Genomic DNA, 15,180 nt, shown 5'->3' with positions numbered 1-15,180 from the left:
TTATGTATATTTCATACTCACCATTATTACGGCTATATATCAAATCATTTTTATAAAGCCTCATAGGGTTATAAACTATATAATATCTTTAAAATAAAAAAGACAACCTCAATTGACTGTCTTTTAATACATATTTCCATCTATTTAGATTTACGTTTCTTTGTGCTAGTTTTTGTATATGATATTCCAGTTCCAGGTATACTCAATGTGGCTGATTTTCTTCCTTTTGAGTTAACTGACACTCGAGCACCTTTAACACCAGCACTTATTCCTACACTTTTCTTTCCTAAATTTAATTTTACTCCACCACCTAGATTTATACTTTTTCTAAAATTAAATCCCATAGATGTAACCTTCCCTTCTATATTTCAAATATTTATACTTAAAATTATATTTGTCATACACTTGTCATCATTAGCTTATCTAACATCTATATCTTTTTACGCTTTTTCTTTTTATATACTACTCCAGCAACTACAGCTGCTGTTCCAGCTCCAACCCCATAAGTAGCATTTCTACTTTTCTCTTCTTCTCTTTTTTCTAACCCTTCATCATATACACCTTTTAATTTAGTTTCAATAGACTTCATTTCATCTGGCACACTAAAATCTTCTTCATTGTAACCTTGATTATATACACTTTCTTTTATTTTAGGTAACTTAACTTTACCATTATCATATCCTTCTTTAAACCAATTAGCATATTTAACATTACCTATAGTTGATGTGTCAAATTTTTCTCCTTTGATAGCACTCTCAAATCCTTGAGTAGTATAATCATTTTTCAATTGTTCTTGTATTTCATCATAAGCATTATTATAAGCATCTTTAAACTCAGAATCTATATTTTCTTCAAATGTCATTTTTTCTTTATCTTTATTACTGTCCTCTATCCCTTTAGCTTTATATTCTTCTATCTTTTTAGTCTTATATTCATTGTATCCAGTTGAATATCCAGTATCATAAGCACTTTTTAAAACTTCTTTTTCATAAGTATTATTAGGTTTAGCACCTGTAAGTCCTAAATTATATCCAGCCTCTTCAGCTGCCTTTTCTTCTTCTTCTAATTTAGCCTTGCCTTTTTCATATCCTTCTGAGTACTTTGATTCATATGTATCGCTATAATCTCCACTATAACTTGGTGAACTATAGTTTCCTTTATAACCATCCTCATATCCTTGATTATATCCTTTTTCTCCAACAGATTTCTTTTGCTTTTCTTCATTGTTTACTGAAGTCGTTGTTCCAGAACTACTTCCACCTCCAGTATAAGGACAAACCCCATTGTTATGTAAATGAGCTGGATATCCACCACAATGATAGTGATAACTTCCTAAACCAGACTTATTTTTGTTATCACGATGACCTCCTGATGAATCGGTTCTTCCTGAATGAGCGTATGAAAAACTCCCTATACTAATCATAGTTATACTCATTACTACAGCTATTAACTTTTTCTTAAACATAATATATTTCCCCCTAAAATATTCTATGATTTTATTATATCAGTCAATATATTATGTTTAAACCGTTAAAATTCGACAAAGATAAAACATTATTCTATTGGTACACCTAAGCCATTCACTGTAGATTTAAAACATAAAGGAATCTCAGCTCTTACTTTAGTCTCACTTTCAGTCATTATATTTGTTTTTGGTCTAAAATTAGGTTCTTTTCTAGTACCACCTGCACCCCAAACTGTCCCTTTTTCTAATCTTTCCATTGGAAATGCTGAATCTTTACTAAACGCATCAAACCATTTTCCATTATTTTGTATCTCAGATGTAACAAAATTAGAAGACATATCAGTAACATCTACAGCATTTAATAAGTCATAAGTTCTGCCACCCCATAAATCAGGATGCCATACACCGACTGGAGTATAACCAGAATAAACTTGTTTCTTTATTTCTTCTTTCATTATCTCTTTCATTTTTTTACCAACTTCAGGCATAGATGCTTTAATCTGATTTTTAGTATAAGCAACTAGTTCGTCTAATGATTTAAATACCATCTAACTCACTACCTTGTCTTTGATATTATTCATCTTTTCAATTTCCTCAGTCTCTTTAAGTACTCTATCTTGTAATATTTCATTTTTTAACTGACCTAACTTAACCTCAGTATTCATTAATAAAGATGCAGTTAATTCATTCTCTATTTGACCAATATGATACATTACAATCTCTAATTCACTAGATACTTCACCATTTTTCAAATCTTCTATCTCAACATTTAGCTCTATATTAGTCAACATATCAATTAGCATTTTAAGAATATCTTCTTGAGACAATGCTAAATCTGGATTTTCCATACCAGCCCATATTTTATTTAATATCTCTTCTTTAGTTTTCTTATCAGGATTTCTAACTTCTATATATTCTTCTTTTCCATTTTCATCTGTAAATGGTATTATTGCTCTCACTTCATCTTTCATTAATTTATCTACTTGTATTTTTTTCATATTATCATTCTCCCTTATTTTATTATTGGATATTTACATTTAATAGCAACTTTGCAGTTACCAGTAAACTTCAATATATTTACACCTCTTCTTAACCTAATCCACTTTCTATTAACAATATTAAATCTATTCTCTCCATTGTCGTTTAAAACAGTATAGTACAAATTATCTATTGTTATTTTTTCGTTTAATTTCAATCCAGTTATAACTAAACTATCTTCTTCATTATCACTTATAGTAGAATTTCTAATAGTTATATCTCCTTCTTCAAGACATTCAATATCAATTACTGGAGCATATTCTTCATCTACATTAGACACATTATTTAGTTTAATTTCTCTTGTATCCTTGACAGTTATAACCTTTTGAAAGCTTCTATAAGCATAATTTGTATATGGCTGAAACTCTATTTCTAACAAACCTTTTTTATTTTTTGTATATCTTTTTATTATCTTTCTCGCTTTGAAATAGTATATTTCTTCTATGTTGTCATAACTGATAAAAGGTTTAAATTCTCTCTGCCAAAACCAATTACATATATTTTCTAATGTGTAATCATCCCATTCATAAGCCTCCCCATGTTCACTACATAGACAGAATTGTAGTGTTATAGGTTCTATAGTAGTTTCATCTTCACTGTAACAAGGATTTTTATTAAAAGTATTATCAGATTTAATTGCTTCTTCATAGGGCAATCCATATTCATTTAATATTTCATCATCACCCAATGTAACTAATTTGATGTTCATAGATTCACTTGATATATTATCAAACAAAAACTTATCATCTAAAAATACCACTTTATCACCTTCTTTCATTTTTTTAAGTTTAAATCCGATTAAAACCACATTTAAACGTAAAAAAATAACCCCTACTCAATTAAGAGTAGGGCAATTCACTATTTCTTAGATTTAACATCCTTTTCATCTATTAATTCAGCACCTAACATAGAAGCCATTCTAACAGGACTAACATCCTCATCTCCAACAAAAGCGAATACTACATATTCTTTATTTTCATCTGGTAAAACATCAAGCGTCATATTAAATCCAGATGGATTCTCAGCTGTAAGATTTAATTCTATACTTCTTTGTGCTTTTGCATTTGGTATAGTCATATATAAGACCATATATTCACCATCAGCAGTTTTAGCCATAACATCTGCTTCTATTACATAGTTTGGAGCAGTAGACTCTTCTTTTATTTTTATAACTTTTGCTTTTGGTAGTTCTTCTAAATAAAATACTGCTACCTTATCACCTGCATTAAAATCAGCAGTAGATATTGTTATCTCTGTGTTAGAGCCTGTTACAGTTGAAGTAAATTGTAATTTCTTAACTAAAGATATACCATCTTTTTCTACGCTATATACAGATATACTATTAGTAACTGGTTTTATATTTTCTAAAGTAACTTTCTTAGTACCATCAGAAGTTAGTAATTTTCTTTTACCAACCTTAGCAGATTCTTCAACCATATCAGAGGCTAATAGCATTGCTAGTTGTGGCATTTGTATTACCTCTTGCTCAAGCGATAAACTTGCTGTTATCGCTCCATCAAATGCAATCGTGTTTGCCCCTTTTGCTTTTGCATAAACTGATTCTGAATCCAATTTAAAGTTAAAAGCATTTAAATCTGCTGTATAAAAAAGTGGTTCTCCAGTTGTTTTGTTTTTTACTATTATATTACTTGCATCTTTTATCGCAAATCTCATTATTTCATCATCCTCTCATTTTTACATAAAAATAATACTGCTATTTAACAGTACTAGTTTGTATTTTTATTTCTTTAGACCAATGCTTAATCTTATCTGCATCAACTTGGTATTTAAATGACCTTGCAAATCCCAAACTTTCATCATAATTTTTAAATTGTATCTTGGTCTTATAAGTATTAATCAATTGCCAATAAGTCATTTTTAGAATAACATCTATTGGTACATATCCATCTATATTTTGAACTACATTTATATAATCGCATAAATGATATGCCTCTTTTTCTCTTTTCTTTCTTTCCTTCTCTTTGAAGTGTTCAATTAACTTTCTTTCTCTCTCAGAACCAGTATTTTCAATCCATTTATTCTCATCATCTTTAAGACTATTTTTATCAATGCAAAACATTTCTAAAATCAAATCTGATACTAGTCCAAAATCTTCTCTACTTATAAAAGCATTTTTCTTCTTATCATCCGATTTAATTAAAATTCCTATTTTAATATTATTCATATATTCAATATTCTTAATATCAGTTTTATACAATATAGATAAAGATTTTTTTATCTTATCACTAAGTAATTCAACTTTCTCTGAAGAGTCTTTTCTTGATGTTAACATCATTAAATCCAAGATAGGTATGGTATCATATTTACATTTTAATTCAAATGATTCCTCGTTACATAGCTGAGAATAACTTTTCTCAAGTATTAAAAAAGGGTTAACTATCTCTAAGTTAACCATATCAAGTTTAACAAGTTCTCCAATAGTTGGTTGATATATAGTACCCATCATATTATTTAAAACTATTGGTAGTCCTGTAATATAATAATTCTCTAACATTACATATCACCAAAACTTTCAGCAGATACAGTTATAACAAATCCATTGTAATCAGTGCTTAGATTGTACATTTGATATACATTTTCTAGCTTAATCTTACCTATACCAGCTATTTCCTCATTTTGAGTTATAATATCAACTATACAACACACCAATGCAACATCTCTTAGACCATTTGCTGTATCCTGACATTCATCATGACAAACAACACCAATTTCTATCTTTGTTTTTTTAACTGTCCTACTTCCTTCAGAACATGGTCTATACTCTGTCATTATTATAAAAACTGATATATCTGCTTCTTTTAATACTTTTTCTACTCTTCTATTTAGAAATACTTTCTTGTTTCTAAGCTCTTTAACTGGATTTTTTATATCAGGCATGGATAAAATATCTTTTTGGGATTCATCATTATAAATCATAAACTTAGCGAAGTTTTGATTTGACATTAGAGTTGTTCCAATATTACTTATCATCTTGTTAGGGAAAGCCATATAAGCTAATAATATCTACCCCCTCAGTGTTATCTTTTTAGTATCTATAGTTTCATTTGTTTCTTTGTCTTTTGTTAATAATAAAACTTCTAATCCAGAGTACTTAGCCAATGTTCCACTCTGTAACGTACATGTTTTCTCGTTTTGATTAATTATATTACAAAATTTATACTGCTTGTCTAAGAGCCAATCAACGCCTTGAGCATGGTCTATAGTGTATTCATTTTCTTCACCTAGATTAATAAATTCGTCACCCATAATCTTACTAAAAGGTGTAACTGTATTATCATTTTCAGATAAATCATTCCAAGCAATATTATTTATTGTATCATCTTTTGAAATTAAAGCATCCTGTAAACATATAGCTTTAATAAGACCATCTGCCCCTGTTTCTCTGCCATTATACTCAAAATCATTAACAGATGTAATTCTAAAAACGGTTTTACCAGTTAACATTATTCTAGTGTCAATATCTATAGTCTTAGTTATATAATTACTTCCAAAGTAAAGCTGTCTTTTTGTATCTGCTACAGATGTATATTTATTATCTGCCATACCATCAGAATATAAAGTTAAGTTTTCTACTGAGAGTGGAATTTTATATGTTTGACCTTTATATTTATAATTAAAGAATTGATTACATCTTTTTATTATGAAGTGCTTATATGTATCCATTTCTTTATGTTCTTTAAATATAGTCAACCAATAACAATTATCAAAAAAAAGATAACAACCTACATCTACATTTAAATCAGACTCCACTAATAGATTTTTTTCATCTAATGACCTTTTATCATTATTAGTTATATCATTAATTGCAACTACAGCTCTTTTAGTCTCTTCTGTTATACAAATTTCATCTATATCAGTTATTGGTACTTCAATACAGGTTGGTGTTTCTTTTAAATATTTCTTAAAACTTAATCTTAATTGTAAAATTCTCTTTTCTTTAGGGGTTGAACAACCAAGTCCAATTCTTTTTTTATAATTATTAATATAACTACTCAATTTTATCCCAACCTTTAAAACCTTTATATGAATACCTTGTTTTATATTTGGCAAGTTGCTCTCTAATCTGAATTTCTAATGAACAAAGTTTTGCTAACATATTAGCACCAGACTTAGTATTATAGTCTGAATCTGTTAACATCTGCTTTAAATTTTCTTCTCTAAGAATCTTAGGTTGAAGCCACCAAATCATCATTCCATAAGCTAATATAATTATTTCATCTAAATCAAGGTCTGAAATTATTTCACCTAAATATTTACTCTTAAATAAAATTTCTTCCTCTATTTCTATTGCAAAGGTTATTACACAGTTTTCCTCTTTAAACTCTATAATATAATCTTTATTTATTTCATATTCTTTGCCTGTTGATTTACCAATTAAATAAATATCATAATTTTTATTAATCTGATTAACAACATATTCTAATTGATTCATTGGAATTGTAATACATGATTCTTCTTGTCTTATTATGGATAATTCTTTTCTACATTCATAAAAATCAAATGTAGCCTTTTGAAGATATGAATACATCATTTCTTCAATTATTTCTTCTTCAAGTAACAACATCTCCTCATCATTTATCAGAGAAAGAAATTGTTTATATATATCTTTTACTGGCGTAGCCATATCATCACCACTCTTTTATAAAATAGGTGATGTATAACACCACCCTAATCCTCAAATAAGCTTTGTAAACCTAGTCTAGTAGCTATTAAATGTTCCTTATAATGGGAATCAAATTTACCTTTTTTATATAATTCGATTACTCTTGAACCTAAGCATTCTATTAAGCCATAATTAGCCTTTTCTACTAGATTAACAAACTTATCATTATCTAATTTTAATAATATATGATTTATATAGTCTAAATCATATTCATCTAAATACTCATATATATCTTTTAAGTTCAAATATTCTAATATATCTTCAACAGTATAATCATCACTATCAACATCAACTATAGTTATAAGATAGTTTTCAAAATACCCTCTATGTTTATTTGATATCTCATATAAATCAGACAATAATATAAATGTTTTTTCTCCAGCTTTATTCATTTCAAATATTAATCTTTCATCTCTATCTCTATAAAGAACAGTACCAGTATCTAAGTTCATTATCTCAACTTCTATTTCGTCTTTAAGTTTCCTTAATTCACTTCTCAATTGTTTATATGTTTTTCTTGAACTCTTCTTTTGCAATATTTTATTTTCATTAATTTGTTCAATTTCATTTGAAACTTCTTTTTTTGCTTTTCCAGCCATTTTTAATCTCCCTTCTAATATATGTTATTGTATCTTGTACATACCAAATTTAGACGCCACAACAACACCTAGATGCATTTTTCTTGACATGAACATTTCTATTTGTTGGTCATCTCTAACTGCTCCATCAGTATTTTCTATTATTAATGTGTCGCCTTCAAATCCTAGCTTGATTATCTTCTCATCATTTGGAATAACATATAAAATATTATTACTTAATGCCCATTTATCCCTTTCAGCATCATAATAGTTAGGTAATTCTATTACAGGTGTTCCACTGAAGTTTTTAACATATCCAAAGTTTCTCTTGTCATCTTTATCTAAATCAGCTCCAACACCTTCTATATTCCCTACTGCTTCTGGAGTCCCATATATAGCTACAGATTGTCCAGTAGCACCCTTTACTTTATTAACTATTTTCTTTAAGTCCTTATCTGAATAAGCAGCACTAGTCTTTAAATTAGTATGTACAGATGTGTAAGCCCCTTCCATAGTAGATGCTATTGCTTCTGCTATATGATGTTGGAATGTAGAAGATACTCTGTCTACCATTTCAGACCAATCTATTCTTCCAGCTATAAATCTATCAAACTCTTCATATATAGCTATAGCTAGTTTAAATGCAGATGTGGGAACTTTTTTCTCTAATAGTCTTTGTCTTCTTGTACTATTTTTACCTTCAGCTATATTTGCAATTCTTAATAAGTCAGTATTTTTAACTGTAAATTCTTTTTTATTACCTAAATCAAAGTTTTCTACATCACAAAAATCTGAAAATGCCTCTTCAGTTAATCTATTTACTTTATCAGTTATTGTTTCAGATAATATTTGGAATATCTTATATTTATTTTCAAAGAACGTATATTGTCCCCATTTACCTCCACATATATCTATTATTTCTTTTCTTAATGCATCTTCGCATTGAGCATAATTTTTTACTTTTCCATTTAATATATCATTTGATAAATCTTTTAATGCTATTATATCTATAGCCATCTTTTTTCCACCTTTCATTAGTCATTTTTTGCATAAAAAAAGAACTGTTTCCAGTTCATCTATTTGTTATTACATAAAAGATACATATACGGACTCTTGTCCATTAAAGTTATACAATTCCTCAACTCTTGCAACTACTGAACCTGTAGTTTTTTTTGTCAATTTATATGTATCTGCCTTAAGTTCTAATTCATCTCCAACAGCTACTACACCATCAAAATGTTTTTTAGCTAAAGTCATACATAATCCCTTATGAGGTAATCTAACTCTATCTATTTCACTTGCTTTTAATTCATAATCTCTTTCATCTAATCTTTCATCATATTGAAGTGCAACACTGTCTAAAATTCCAAATCTACATCCTTCTGTTAATTTTTCTATTTTATAGCAATCGTTTCCTAGCTGTGAATCGACTAAACCGCCTAATGCAACTATTGCACCATTTTCTAGTACATCACTTCCATTTTTTGCTGTTACAACATCTGGATATTTATCTATATCACAATTTAATATCGCTTTATCTGCCATTTTTATATCTCCTTTTCTATTTTTTATAAAAAATAAACACTACTTATTTGAGTGTTTTTTTAATATTTGTTCATATGATTTTGTATTTTTATTTTCATCTTCCAATGTAGATGAATAATTTATTTTTGCTTCCTCAAGAATTTCTTCTTTCTTATCTTTTGTACTAAATTTCTTTGTGTTTTCTTTTAACTTAGCATAATCAAGTAAACTTAATTCTTTTCTTAAATCCTCTAAAGATATATCTTTATTTATAGCAGATTCTTTAAAAGTCTTAACTTCATCTTCTGTTAACGAACTAAATTCTGAGATAACACTAGAAACTTCTGCTTTATATTCTTCCATTTCTTTGTCAGCCTTGAACTTTCTTAAACCTTCCAACTCTTCAGTCAGATTTTTTATCTCAGTTTCTTTTTCATTAAATTTTTCAAGTACTAATTCTTTTAAAGTATCATCTTTAGAAAAAGTTTCTATAACTTCTCCTTCTTTTTTCTCTCTCCATTCTTCTATATATGATTTTCTTTTTTCATAATCTAAAACAACATCATCACCATCTATAGAATATGGTATACCATAATAGTTACAATAATTTATATTGTCTTCTAATATAGCTATTTTTTCTTCTGGTAAAATAGTTCTTAAATAATATTCTCTAGTTGTGTATTTACCTCCCCAATAAGGGTCTTCAACCTCAACCATTTTATTTTTTAATTGACTATTAATAGAAATATCTATATCTTCTATTGATAATAAATCATTTTTCTTTTTATCCAATAAATTTTCCTCCTTCCCTTTAAATGAATACATTTCTTTGCAAATATCATAAATTGCTTTTTTATATTTTGAAAAATTACTATATGTATTTATAGATGCACCTTCAATTCCAGGAGCAACATCATCTCCTAAAATAGTAATTCCTAAAAAACTAAATTTTTTAATATTATAATATCCATCAGCCTTATCAACCTCTCCATCTTCAACTGCTATTTCCATACTTACACTTTTTGATTTTGACTCTGTCAATAATTGATATGCTGAATTTGAATAGTGTTTCCATATAAGCCCTGTACAATTTAGATATGTTTTTCCATCTTCTTCTGTATAAGTTATTTCAGTATGGTTTGGAATCACACCAAGCGGTCTTTCTAAGAATTTATACTCTATAGAATAACCCTCATCATTCTTTACAACTTTAGTTATCATATTATGTTCATCAAAATCTACTGCATTTTCTTCTTCATCATATTTTATATATCCAAGTATTGGTATATCTGATAAAGTTGATTCTGCATTATTTATAGTTGATAAATCAAACTTAGTTTTATTTAAATTTTTACCTTCATGTAAAATCTTTAATTTTACATTTAATTTTCTATCATCTTCTTCATTAGAAAATGTCTCAAATCCACATGGAATACTAACTACTTTCAACCTCTCACCTCCTTAAATAAACATTACATCACTAAAACTTATATCTTTAAAATCTGCCTTACTAAAATTAAGTATTTCAGTAGGCTTATTTTCAAATAAATAAAATGATTCTTTACCATATTTATTTTCATTAATAAAAGTAAATCCTTTTTTCATTAATTCGTCTTTTTTATCACTTGTAAATGCAATAATAAACCTTTTGTTATTTATTCTCATCTTTTCTATCTGCTTTGTTTCCATTTGTATCACCATCACCCTTATCTTCATTAGTAGGTCTTCCAGCGTCAGTATTTGAAAATGTATATGAAGCCTGTTTTACTGGCAATAAATCATCTATTTCCATTAATTGTTCTGCCTTATATAAATTAGCAATTTCAATTGGCTCTTTTCCAGTACTAGCTAAATATACTAGTCTACTATCTCCTACACTATTTATATTTTCTCTAAGTTGTTGTGATATCTTAGATTGGTTAAAATGAGTTGTACCAACAAAGTAAAGTTGAAATGCTTTAGATGGGTTCTTTTTATTTAATTCATAATTTATCCATATCTCTATTTCATTTTGAATCCTCATTGGTATTAAACTATCTGCTATAACACCATCTGCAATTGATTCTGTATTTATTTTATCTGAGTTAAAAAGTGCTGTATTGATTCCAGCATTATCAAATATAAATTCTTTTGCTTCTTTAACATAATCATTAATCTTTGATTTTCCATCACTTAGATTAATCCCTTCCATATCTAGTGGAGTTACTGCTACAGATGTCCCTGCTGGTAAATTAGATTTTATATCATTGTAGTAAGCACTTAATAAATCAAATGCAACTAATGGCTCATCATTTTTACCATAAGGAACTTTCCCATGTATTAACTTAATACTTTCAATAATAGCGTTAGAACCCTTTAAATCTTTCATATCTTCAAGTTCCAAAATATCATCAAATAAAAAGCTAAAAAATGGTATTCCTTTTGTTGAATCAATGTCTATATTAAACGCTACAGCATTATCACTTAATTCATAGTACTTATTTTCTATTAAGTCTTCATTCTTCAATTTTCCATCTCTTAATTTTTTATATGCTTCTTGAACTTCTATTGGAAATGCTGATAAAGTCTTCCTATTTATTTTTCTTAAATCAATTCCATACCTTAATACCCCATTTACTTTGGATGTTATTGTACAATAAGAAGCTGGTATTTGTTGCATCATTATGCATTTTGAATCTTCAATTTTATATAGATATACTTCTCCTTGTTCTAATACTTTTTCAGTTATCCAAGGACAAATATGTTTAAGTTGATATTTTTTTAGAAATGTAGCTGACTTAAAAAAAGAGTTGATATAATCATCTTTATCTTTAAATTTAGAAATATTTGTTGGTATGATATAATGGTCAAATGTATTCATGGTTGAAATCATATTTAGAATTCTTTTATATGTACCAGACGTTTCTTTAAGCAAAAGACTCACCTTTTGTAATAATTCTACATTTTTATAAGGGTCTGTCATAGCTTTTCTTACTTGATCTCTACTTATATTTCTTATCTTATACATTTCATTTGATAGATTTATAGTGTTTTCTATCATTGCATAATTTCTTTGCCTTAGTTGCTCATTTAAGTATTTTATTTGGTCTAAAGTATAATCTTTTTTATCTCCTTTGAGTTCTATTATGGTTTCCACCTCCTGACCAGAATGAAATTATTTGTCCATTTTCTTTACTATTTCTCTTTTTTAATTCTCCATCTAGTAAATTTGCTAGATAATTTCCATATGCTAAGGAAGAATATCTATCTTTCCTTGCTTTTCCCTTTTCTTTAACTTTAAGCCACTTTTGACCATCATTTTTGACAGTTTCTAAGTTAATTAATTCGTTTACAAGTAGCGTAGTTTGTTTATATGGTAATATCATTCTCGCTTGGTCTGTATAATTTTTCTTTGCATATCCAGCTGTACTACTTAACATATCATTTGCTTCTACATCGCTTATAGGTAACTTTATTCTATTTTTTAGAAATACATCAAGTAAACCAATTATACAATCATGATTTATTTGTCCATATGCTTTAATCTCAAATATAACTGGATAATTCTCTTTTGTAGTAAAATTATTATGTAAATGATTTGTATTAGCGTGAGAAAATGCATTATATTCTTTATTTCTAGCATCATCATAATTAACCCTAAGTAAATCAGATAAAACACTTTGTCCTACTCCTTGAGTATCTATAACTAAGAAATCTGCTTCAAAATCAAAGAACAATTGCTTTAATTTTATTGCTTGTTTATCTGGCTTCATACCATTATGAGATTCTATATGAACAACCATTCTTTCATAATAATCTTTCTCGGGCAATAACCTCCAGCATGTATATACTGAGTTATCATTATTTTCTCCTTCTGCAATAGCAATGTCAGCAGAAATTATCCTTAGTTCACCTTTTCTTTTTTGTAGATTACATTTTACTTTTCCGTTTTTAGCAGATAATACTTCCAAATCTGTTGGAGGATAAAATGGATTTTTTAATATTCTACATGGATTTACATAAGATGATTTAAATATAGCATCTTCATTTTCTCCAAAGAAAAGTGATTCCATCTCCATAATCCAAGAAACAGCATCCATTTCTCTTTTCATTTCATCTGCTCTTTCCTTATCAAGTATTCCATGATGAAGAGAAAGTTCGTAATTACAATTAAGTACAAATTTATCTCTACCATCTATCATATCTTTCACATACAATTTAAATTTATCATATGCTTCATGCATCCTAAACCATGCACTACTTAAATATAATTCTTTATTAGGCTCTGGAGGGTAATCTTCATATTTTCCATCTTTTTTAAACTTCAAATTTCTACTTACATTTAGAAATGGTTTAAGAATTCTATCTTGTATTTCTTTTTTTACCAATCTAAACTCATCTACAATAAGAATATTGAAACGGAAACCTCTTGATTGCTCATTTGAAACTATAGCTTCTATAGTGCTTCCATTGTGAAATGTTACTTTAGAAAATTTATTATTATATTCTATCTTTTTAATCTCTCTAGCTAACATAGGAGATTGTTTTACTAATTCTTTTTCTATCTTTTCTCTTATAATAAGTTCTGCTTGTGATTTAGTAAATGCAGCTATACCAATTTTAGAATTTGGATATAAAACAGCTCTACAACATGCATATACAGCAGCAATCCAGCTCTTTGCAAATCCTCTGGCACATATAAGCATTGCATAATTAACCTTGTCAAACATATATATAAGAATAATTTGAACTAAATATAAATTAAGTCCAAAATAATCAATACAAAATCTATGTGGATTCTCTCTATAAAATTGAGTCCATTCAATTATTCCTTCTTCGAGGGCTTTAGCTTTGTCTGAGTTAATTTCACTATTATTTAATCTTCTAGTCTTGGTCATCATTTGGATTATCCTCACTAGCTAAATCAAATACTTTTCTCATTTGTTTTATAAACCAATTATCAATATATTTTTTTATCTTATCTGCATCTTTAAATTGTTCTGAAGCTTCTCCTATTGGTCTGTAATTCTCTATTTTATCAATCCATGTACCCCATGTAATAGTTTCATTTTCCGCTAAACTTGCTTCTTGAATAGGTTTTATATTTGCATCATTCATAAGTTTTGATATTAAGGTATTCATTTTCTCAAATCCTGTAGCGTCACCATTTCTTAGTGCTTCATCACTCTTTAATAAACATTTAGAAATTTGCTCTAACAACATTTTTTCAGCAGGTCTTTTACATTGATATGCAATAGAAAATTCATTAAATTTATTTTCTAAAAACATATAATCTTCTTTTCTTAACCCTGCTCCCCATCTTTCAATCATATCATTACTTATCTTTACTTCTTTTAGTTCAACCTCTATATCAAGTTTATCTTCAATAGAGTTATCAAAAGAAGTTTTGCCTCTATATTTTGAATTTCTATTAACAATTTTCATATATTCATCAATAGAATCTTCACATTTCTTTCGCATAGATTCTTCAGCCAAGTTATCGTCAAAATAAATATCAAAATTGAAACAAAGATGTTTTAAGGCCTTTAAACTACTATTGTATTTTTCATTTAATCTATTAAACATTTCTTTGAAACAATCCTTGCACACAGGTAATCTACCATTATCTAAATATATATCACTATAACTTTTCCAAAAGTATCTCTCTTCATATTTCTCTTGTTTACAACAAGAACATTTTTTCTTATTTACTGCCACATATTATCACCACCATAAAAAAGACCACTAGAGAACCAACCCTAGTGGCTAATAGGGAGATTCAGTTCAATTAAGAGCTGAATTAAGTTTACTTTATAAAATTAACTCAGCTCTTAATAAAATATCTCCATTATATTATCAAACAAATATCATTATCAATATATTAAGTAAAAAATAAATAGTCTAAGAAATTA

Annotated in this window: 18 protein-coding genes; all 18 read right to left on the bottom strand. The window is 27.8% G+C overall.

The features are described 5' to 3' along the window. Positions 1 to 140: 140 nt before the first annotated feature. Positions 141 to 344 (bottom strand): DUF4236 domain-containing protein, encoded by a 204-nt coding sequence (locus KGF36_RS11775; protein ID WP_227828981.1) that lies wholly within the window; start codon positions 342 to 344, stop codon positions 141 to 143. Between the two features lie 86 nt (positions 345 to 430). Further along, positions 431 to 1,465 (bottom strand): YHYH domain-containing protein, encoded by a 1,035-nt coding sequence (locus KGF36_RS11770; RefSeq protein WP_227850692.1) that lies wholly within the window; start codon positions 1,463 to 1,465, stop codon positions 431 to 433. 89 nt (positions 1,466 to 1,554) lie between these two features. After that, a complete protein-coding gene (locus KGF36_RS11765; RefSeq protein ID WP_227838764.1) occupies positions 1,555 to 2,013 on the bottom strand; it encodes a hypothetical protein in 459 nt (152 codons plus the stop codon). Next, complete coding sequence (locus tag KGF36_RS11760; RefSeq protein WP_227838765.1) at positions 2,014 to 2,463, bottom strand: hypothetical protein; 450 nt, start codon at positions 2,461 to 2,463, stop codon at positions 2,014 to 2,016. Between the two features lie 14 nt (positions 2,464 to 2,477). After that, entirely contained in the window at positions 2,478 to 3,263 is a 786-nt protein-coding gene (locus KGF36_RS11755) for a phage tail domain-containing protein (protein ID WP_227854738.1), read from the bottom strand. Between the two features lie 98 nt (positions 3,264 to 3,361). Then, entirely contained in the window at positions 3,362 to 4,177 is an 816-nt protein-coding gene (locus KGF36_RS11750; protein WP_227854737.1) for a hypothetical protein, read from the bottom strand. A gap of 40 nt (positions 4,178 to 4,217) precedes the next feature. Continuing rightward, entirely contained in the window at positions 4,218 to 5,018 is an 801-nt protein-coding gene (locus KGF36_RS11745; RefSeq protein WP_227828987.1) for a hypothetical protein, read from the bottom strand. Continuing rightward, positions 5,018 to 5,467, bottom strand: coding sequence for a hypothetical protein (locus KGF36_RS11740; protein ID WP_227854736.1), 450 nt, complete (start codon positions 5,465 to 5,467; stop codon positions 5,018 to 5,020). The genes KGF36_RS11745 and KGF36_RS11740 overlap by 1 nt, the downstream gene beginning before the upstream one ends. A gap of 60 nt (positions 5,468 to 5,527) precedes the next feature. Further along, positions 5,528 to 6,520, bottom strand: coding sequence for a hypothetical protein (locus KGF36_RS11735; RefSeq protein ID WP_227854735.1), 993 nt, complete (start codon positions 6,518 to 6,520; stop codon positions 5,528 to 5,530). Further along, positions 6,513 to 7,148, bottom strand: a complete 636-nt coding sequence (locus tag KGF36_RS11730; RefSeq protein ID WP_227828990.1) for a hypothetical protein — start codon at positions 7,146 to 7,148, stop codon at positions 6,513 to 6,515. The genes KGF36_RS11735 and KGF36_RS11730 overlap by 8 nt, the downstream gene beginning before the upstream one ends. 44 nt (positions 7,149 to 7,192) lie before the next feature. Then, a complete protein-coding gene (locus KGF36_RS11725) occupies positions 7,193 to 7,786 on the bottom strand; it encodes a hypothetical protein (RefSeq protein ID WP_227828991.1) in 594 nt (197 codons plus the stop codon). A gap of 24 nt (positions 7,787 to 7,810) precedes the next feature. Further along, entirely contained in the window at positions 7,811 to 8,782 is a 972-nt protein-coding gene (locus tag KGF36_RS11720) for a hypothetical protein (RefSeq protein WP_227854734.1), read from the bottom strand. 69 nt (positions 8,783 to 8,851) lie between these two features. Next, positions 8,852 to 9,310, bottom strand: a complete 459-nt coding sequence (locus KGF36_RS11715) for a hypothetical protein (protein WP_227828993.1) — start codon at positions 9,308 to 9,310, stop codon at positions 8,852 to 8,854. Between the two features lie 39 nt (positions 9,311 to 9,349). Then, entirely contained in the window at positions 9,350 to 10,738 is a 1,389-nt protein-coding gene (locus KGF36_RS11710) for a hypothetical protein (protein ID WP_227828994.1), read from the bottom strand. Positions 10,739 to 10,750: 12 nt separating this feature from the next. Beyond that, on the bottom strand, positions 10,751 to 10,978 hold the full coding sequence (locus KGF36_RS11705; RefSeq protein ID WP_227828995.1) for a hypothetical protein: 228 nt from the start codon (positions 10,976 to 10,978) through the stop codon (positions 10,751 to 10,753). Continuing rightward, positions 10,941 to 12,425, bottom strand: coding sequence for a hypothetical protein (locus KGF36_RS11700; RefSeq protein WP_227828996.1), 1,485 nt, complete (start codon positions 12,423 to 12,425; stop codon positions 10,941 to 10,943). The genes KGF36_RS11705 and KGF36_RS11700 overlap by 38 nt, the downstream gene beginning before the upstream one ends. Further along, a complete protein-coding gene (locus tag KGF36_RS11695) occupies positions 12,394 to 14,169 on the bottom strand; it encodes a terminase large subunit (RefSeq protein WP_227854733.1) in 1,776 nt (591 codons plus the stop codon). The genes KGF36_RS11700 and KGF36_RS11695 overlap by 32 nt, the downstream gene beginning before the upstream one ends. Continuing rightward, positions 14,153 to 14,986, bottom strand: a complete 834-nt coding sequence (locus KGF36_RS11690; RefSeq protein ID WP_227854732.1) for a hypothetical protein — start codon at positions 14,984 to 14,986, stop codon at positions 14,153 to 14,155. Before KGF36_RS11690 ends, KGF36_RS11695 begins: the two co-directional genes overlap by 17 nt. Between the last annotated feature and the right edge of the window lie 194 nt (positions 14,987 to 15,180).

Origin of the sequence: Clostridioides sp. ZZV14-6009 (assembly GCF_020658095.1) — a bacterium.
In the GTDB taxonomy this organism is placed as follows: Bacteria; Bacillota; Clostridia; order Peptostreptococcales; family Peptostreptococcaceae; genus Clostridioides.
The sequence above is the reverse complement of the archived record's forward strand: the minus strand, read 5'-3'. Positions and strand labels throughout refer to the sequence as shown.

What these genes read in the sequence shown, in the direction of transcription:
- KGF36_RS11740 (WP_227854736.1), bottom strand. Translation starts at nt 5,467, where the DNA reads ATGTCAAATCAAAACTTCGCTAAGTTTATGATTTATAATGATGAATCC.
- KGF36_RS11730 (WP_227828990.1), bottom strand. Translation starts at nt 7,148, where the DNA reads ATGGCTACGCCAGTAAAAGATATATATAAACAATTTCTTTCTCTGATA.
- KGF36_RS11705 (WP_227828995.1), bottom strand. Translation starts at nt 10,978, where the DNA reads ATGGAAACAAAGCAGATAGAAAAGATGAGAATAAATAACAAAAGGTTT.
- KGF36_RS11725 (WP_227828991.1), bottom strand. Translation starts at nt 7,786, where the DNA reads ATGGCTGGAAAAGCAAAAAAAGAAGTTTCAAATGAAATTGAACAAATT.
- KGF36_RS11695 (WP_227854733.1), bottom strand. Translation starts at nt 14,169, where the DNA reads ATGATGACCAAGACTAGAAGATTAAATAATAGTGAAATTAACTCAGAC.
- KGF36_RS11770 (WP_227850692.1), bottom strand. Translation starts at nt 1,465, where the DNA reads ATGTTTAAGAAAAAGTTAATAGCTGTAGTAATGAGTATAACTATGATT.
- KGF36_RS11775 (WP_227828981.1), bottom strand. Translation starts at nt 344, where the DNA reads ATGGGATTTAATTTTAGAAAAAGTATAAATCTAGGTGGTGGAGTAAAA.
- KGF36_RS11720 (WP_227854734.1), bottom strand. Translation starts at nt 8,782, where the DNA reads ATGGCTATAGATATAATAGCATTAAAAGATTTATCAAATGATATATTA.
- KGF36_RS11745 (WP_227828987.1), bottom strand. Translation starts at nt 5,018, where the DNA reads ATGTTAGAGAATTATTATATTACAGGACTACCAATAGTTTTAAATAAT.
- KGF36_RS11765 (WP_227838764.1), bottom strand. Translation starts at nt 2,013, where the DNA reads ATGGTATTTAAATCATTAGACGAACTAGTTGCTTATACTAAAAATCAG.
- KGF36_RS11760 (WP_227838765.1), bottom strand. Translation starts at nt 2,463, where the DNA reads ATGAAAAAAATACAAGTAGATAAATTAATGAAAGATGAAGTGAGAGCA.
- KGF36_RS11715 (WP_227828993.1), bottom strand. Translation starts at nt 9,310, where the DNA reads ATGGCAGATAAAGCGATATTAAATTGTGATATAGATAAATATCCAGAT.
- KGF36_RS11750 (WP_227854737.1), bottom strand. Translation starts at nt 4,177, where the DNA reads ATGAGATTTGCGATAAAAGATGCAAGTAATATAATAGTAAAAAACAAA.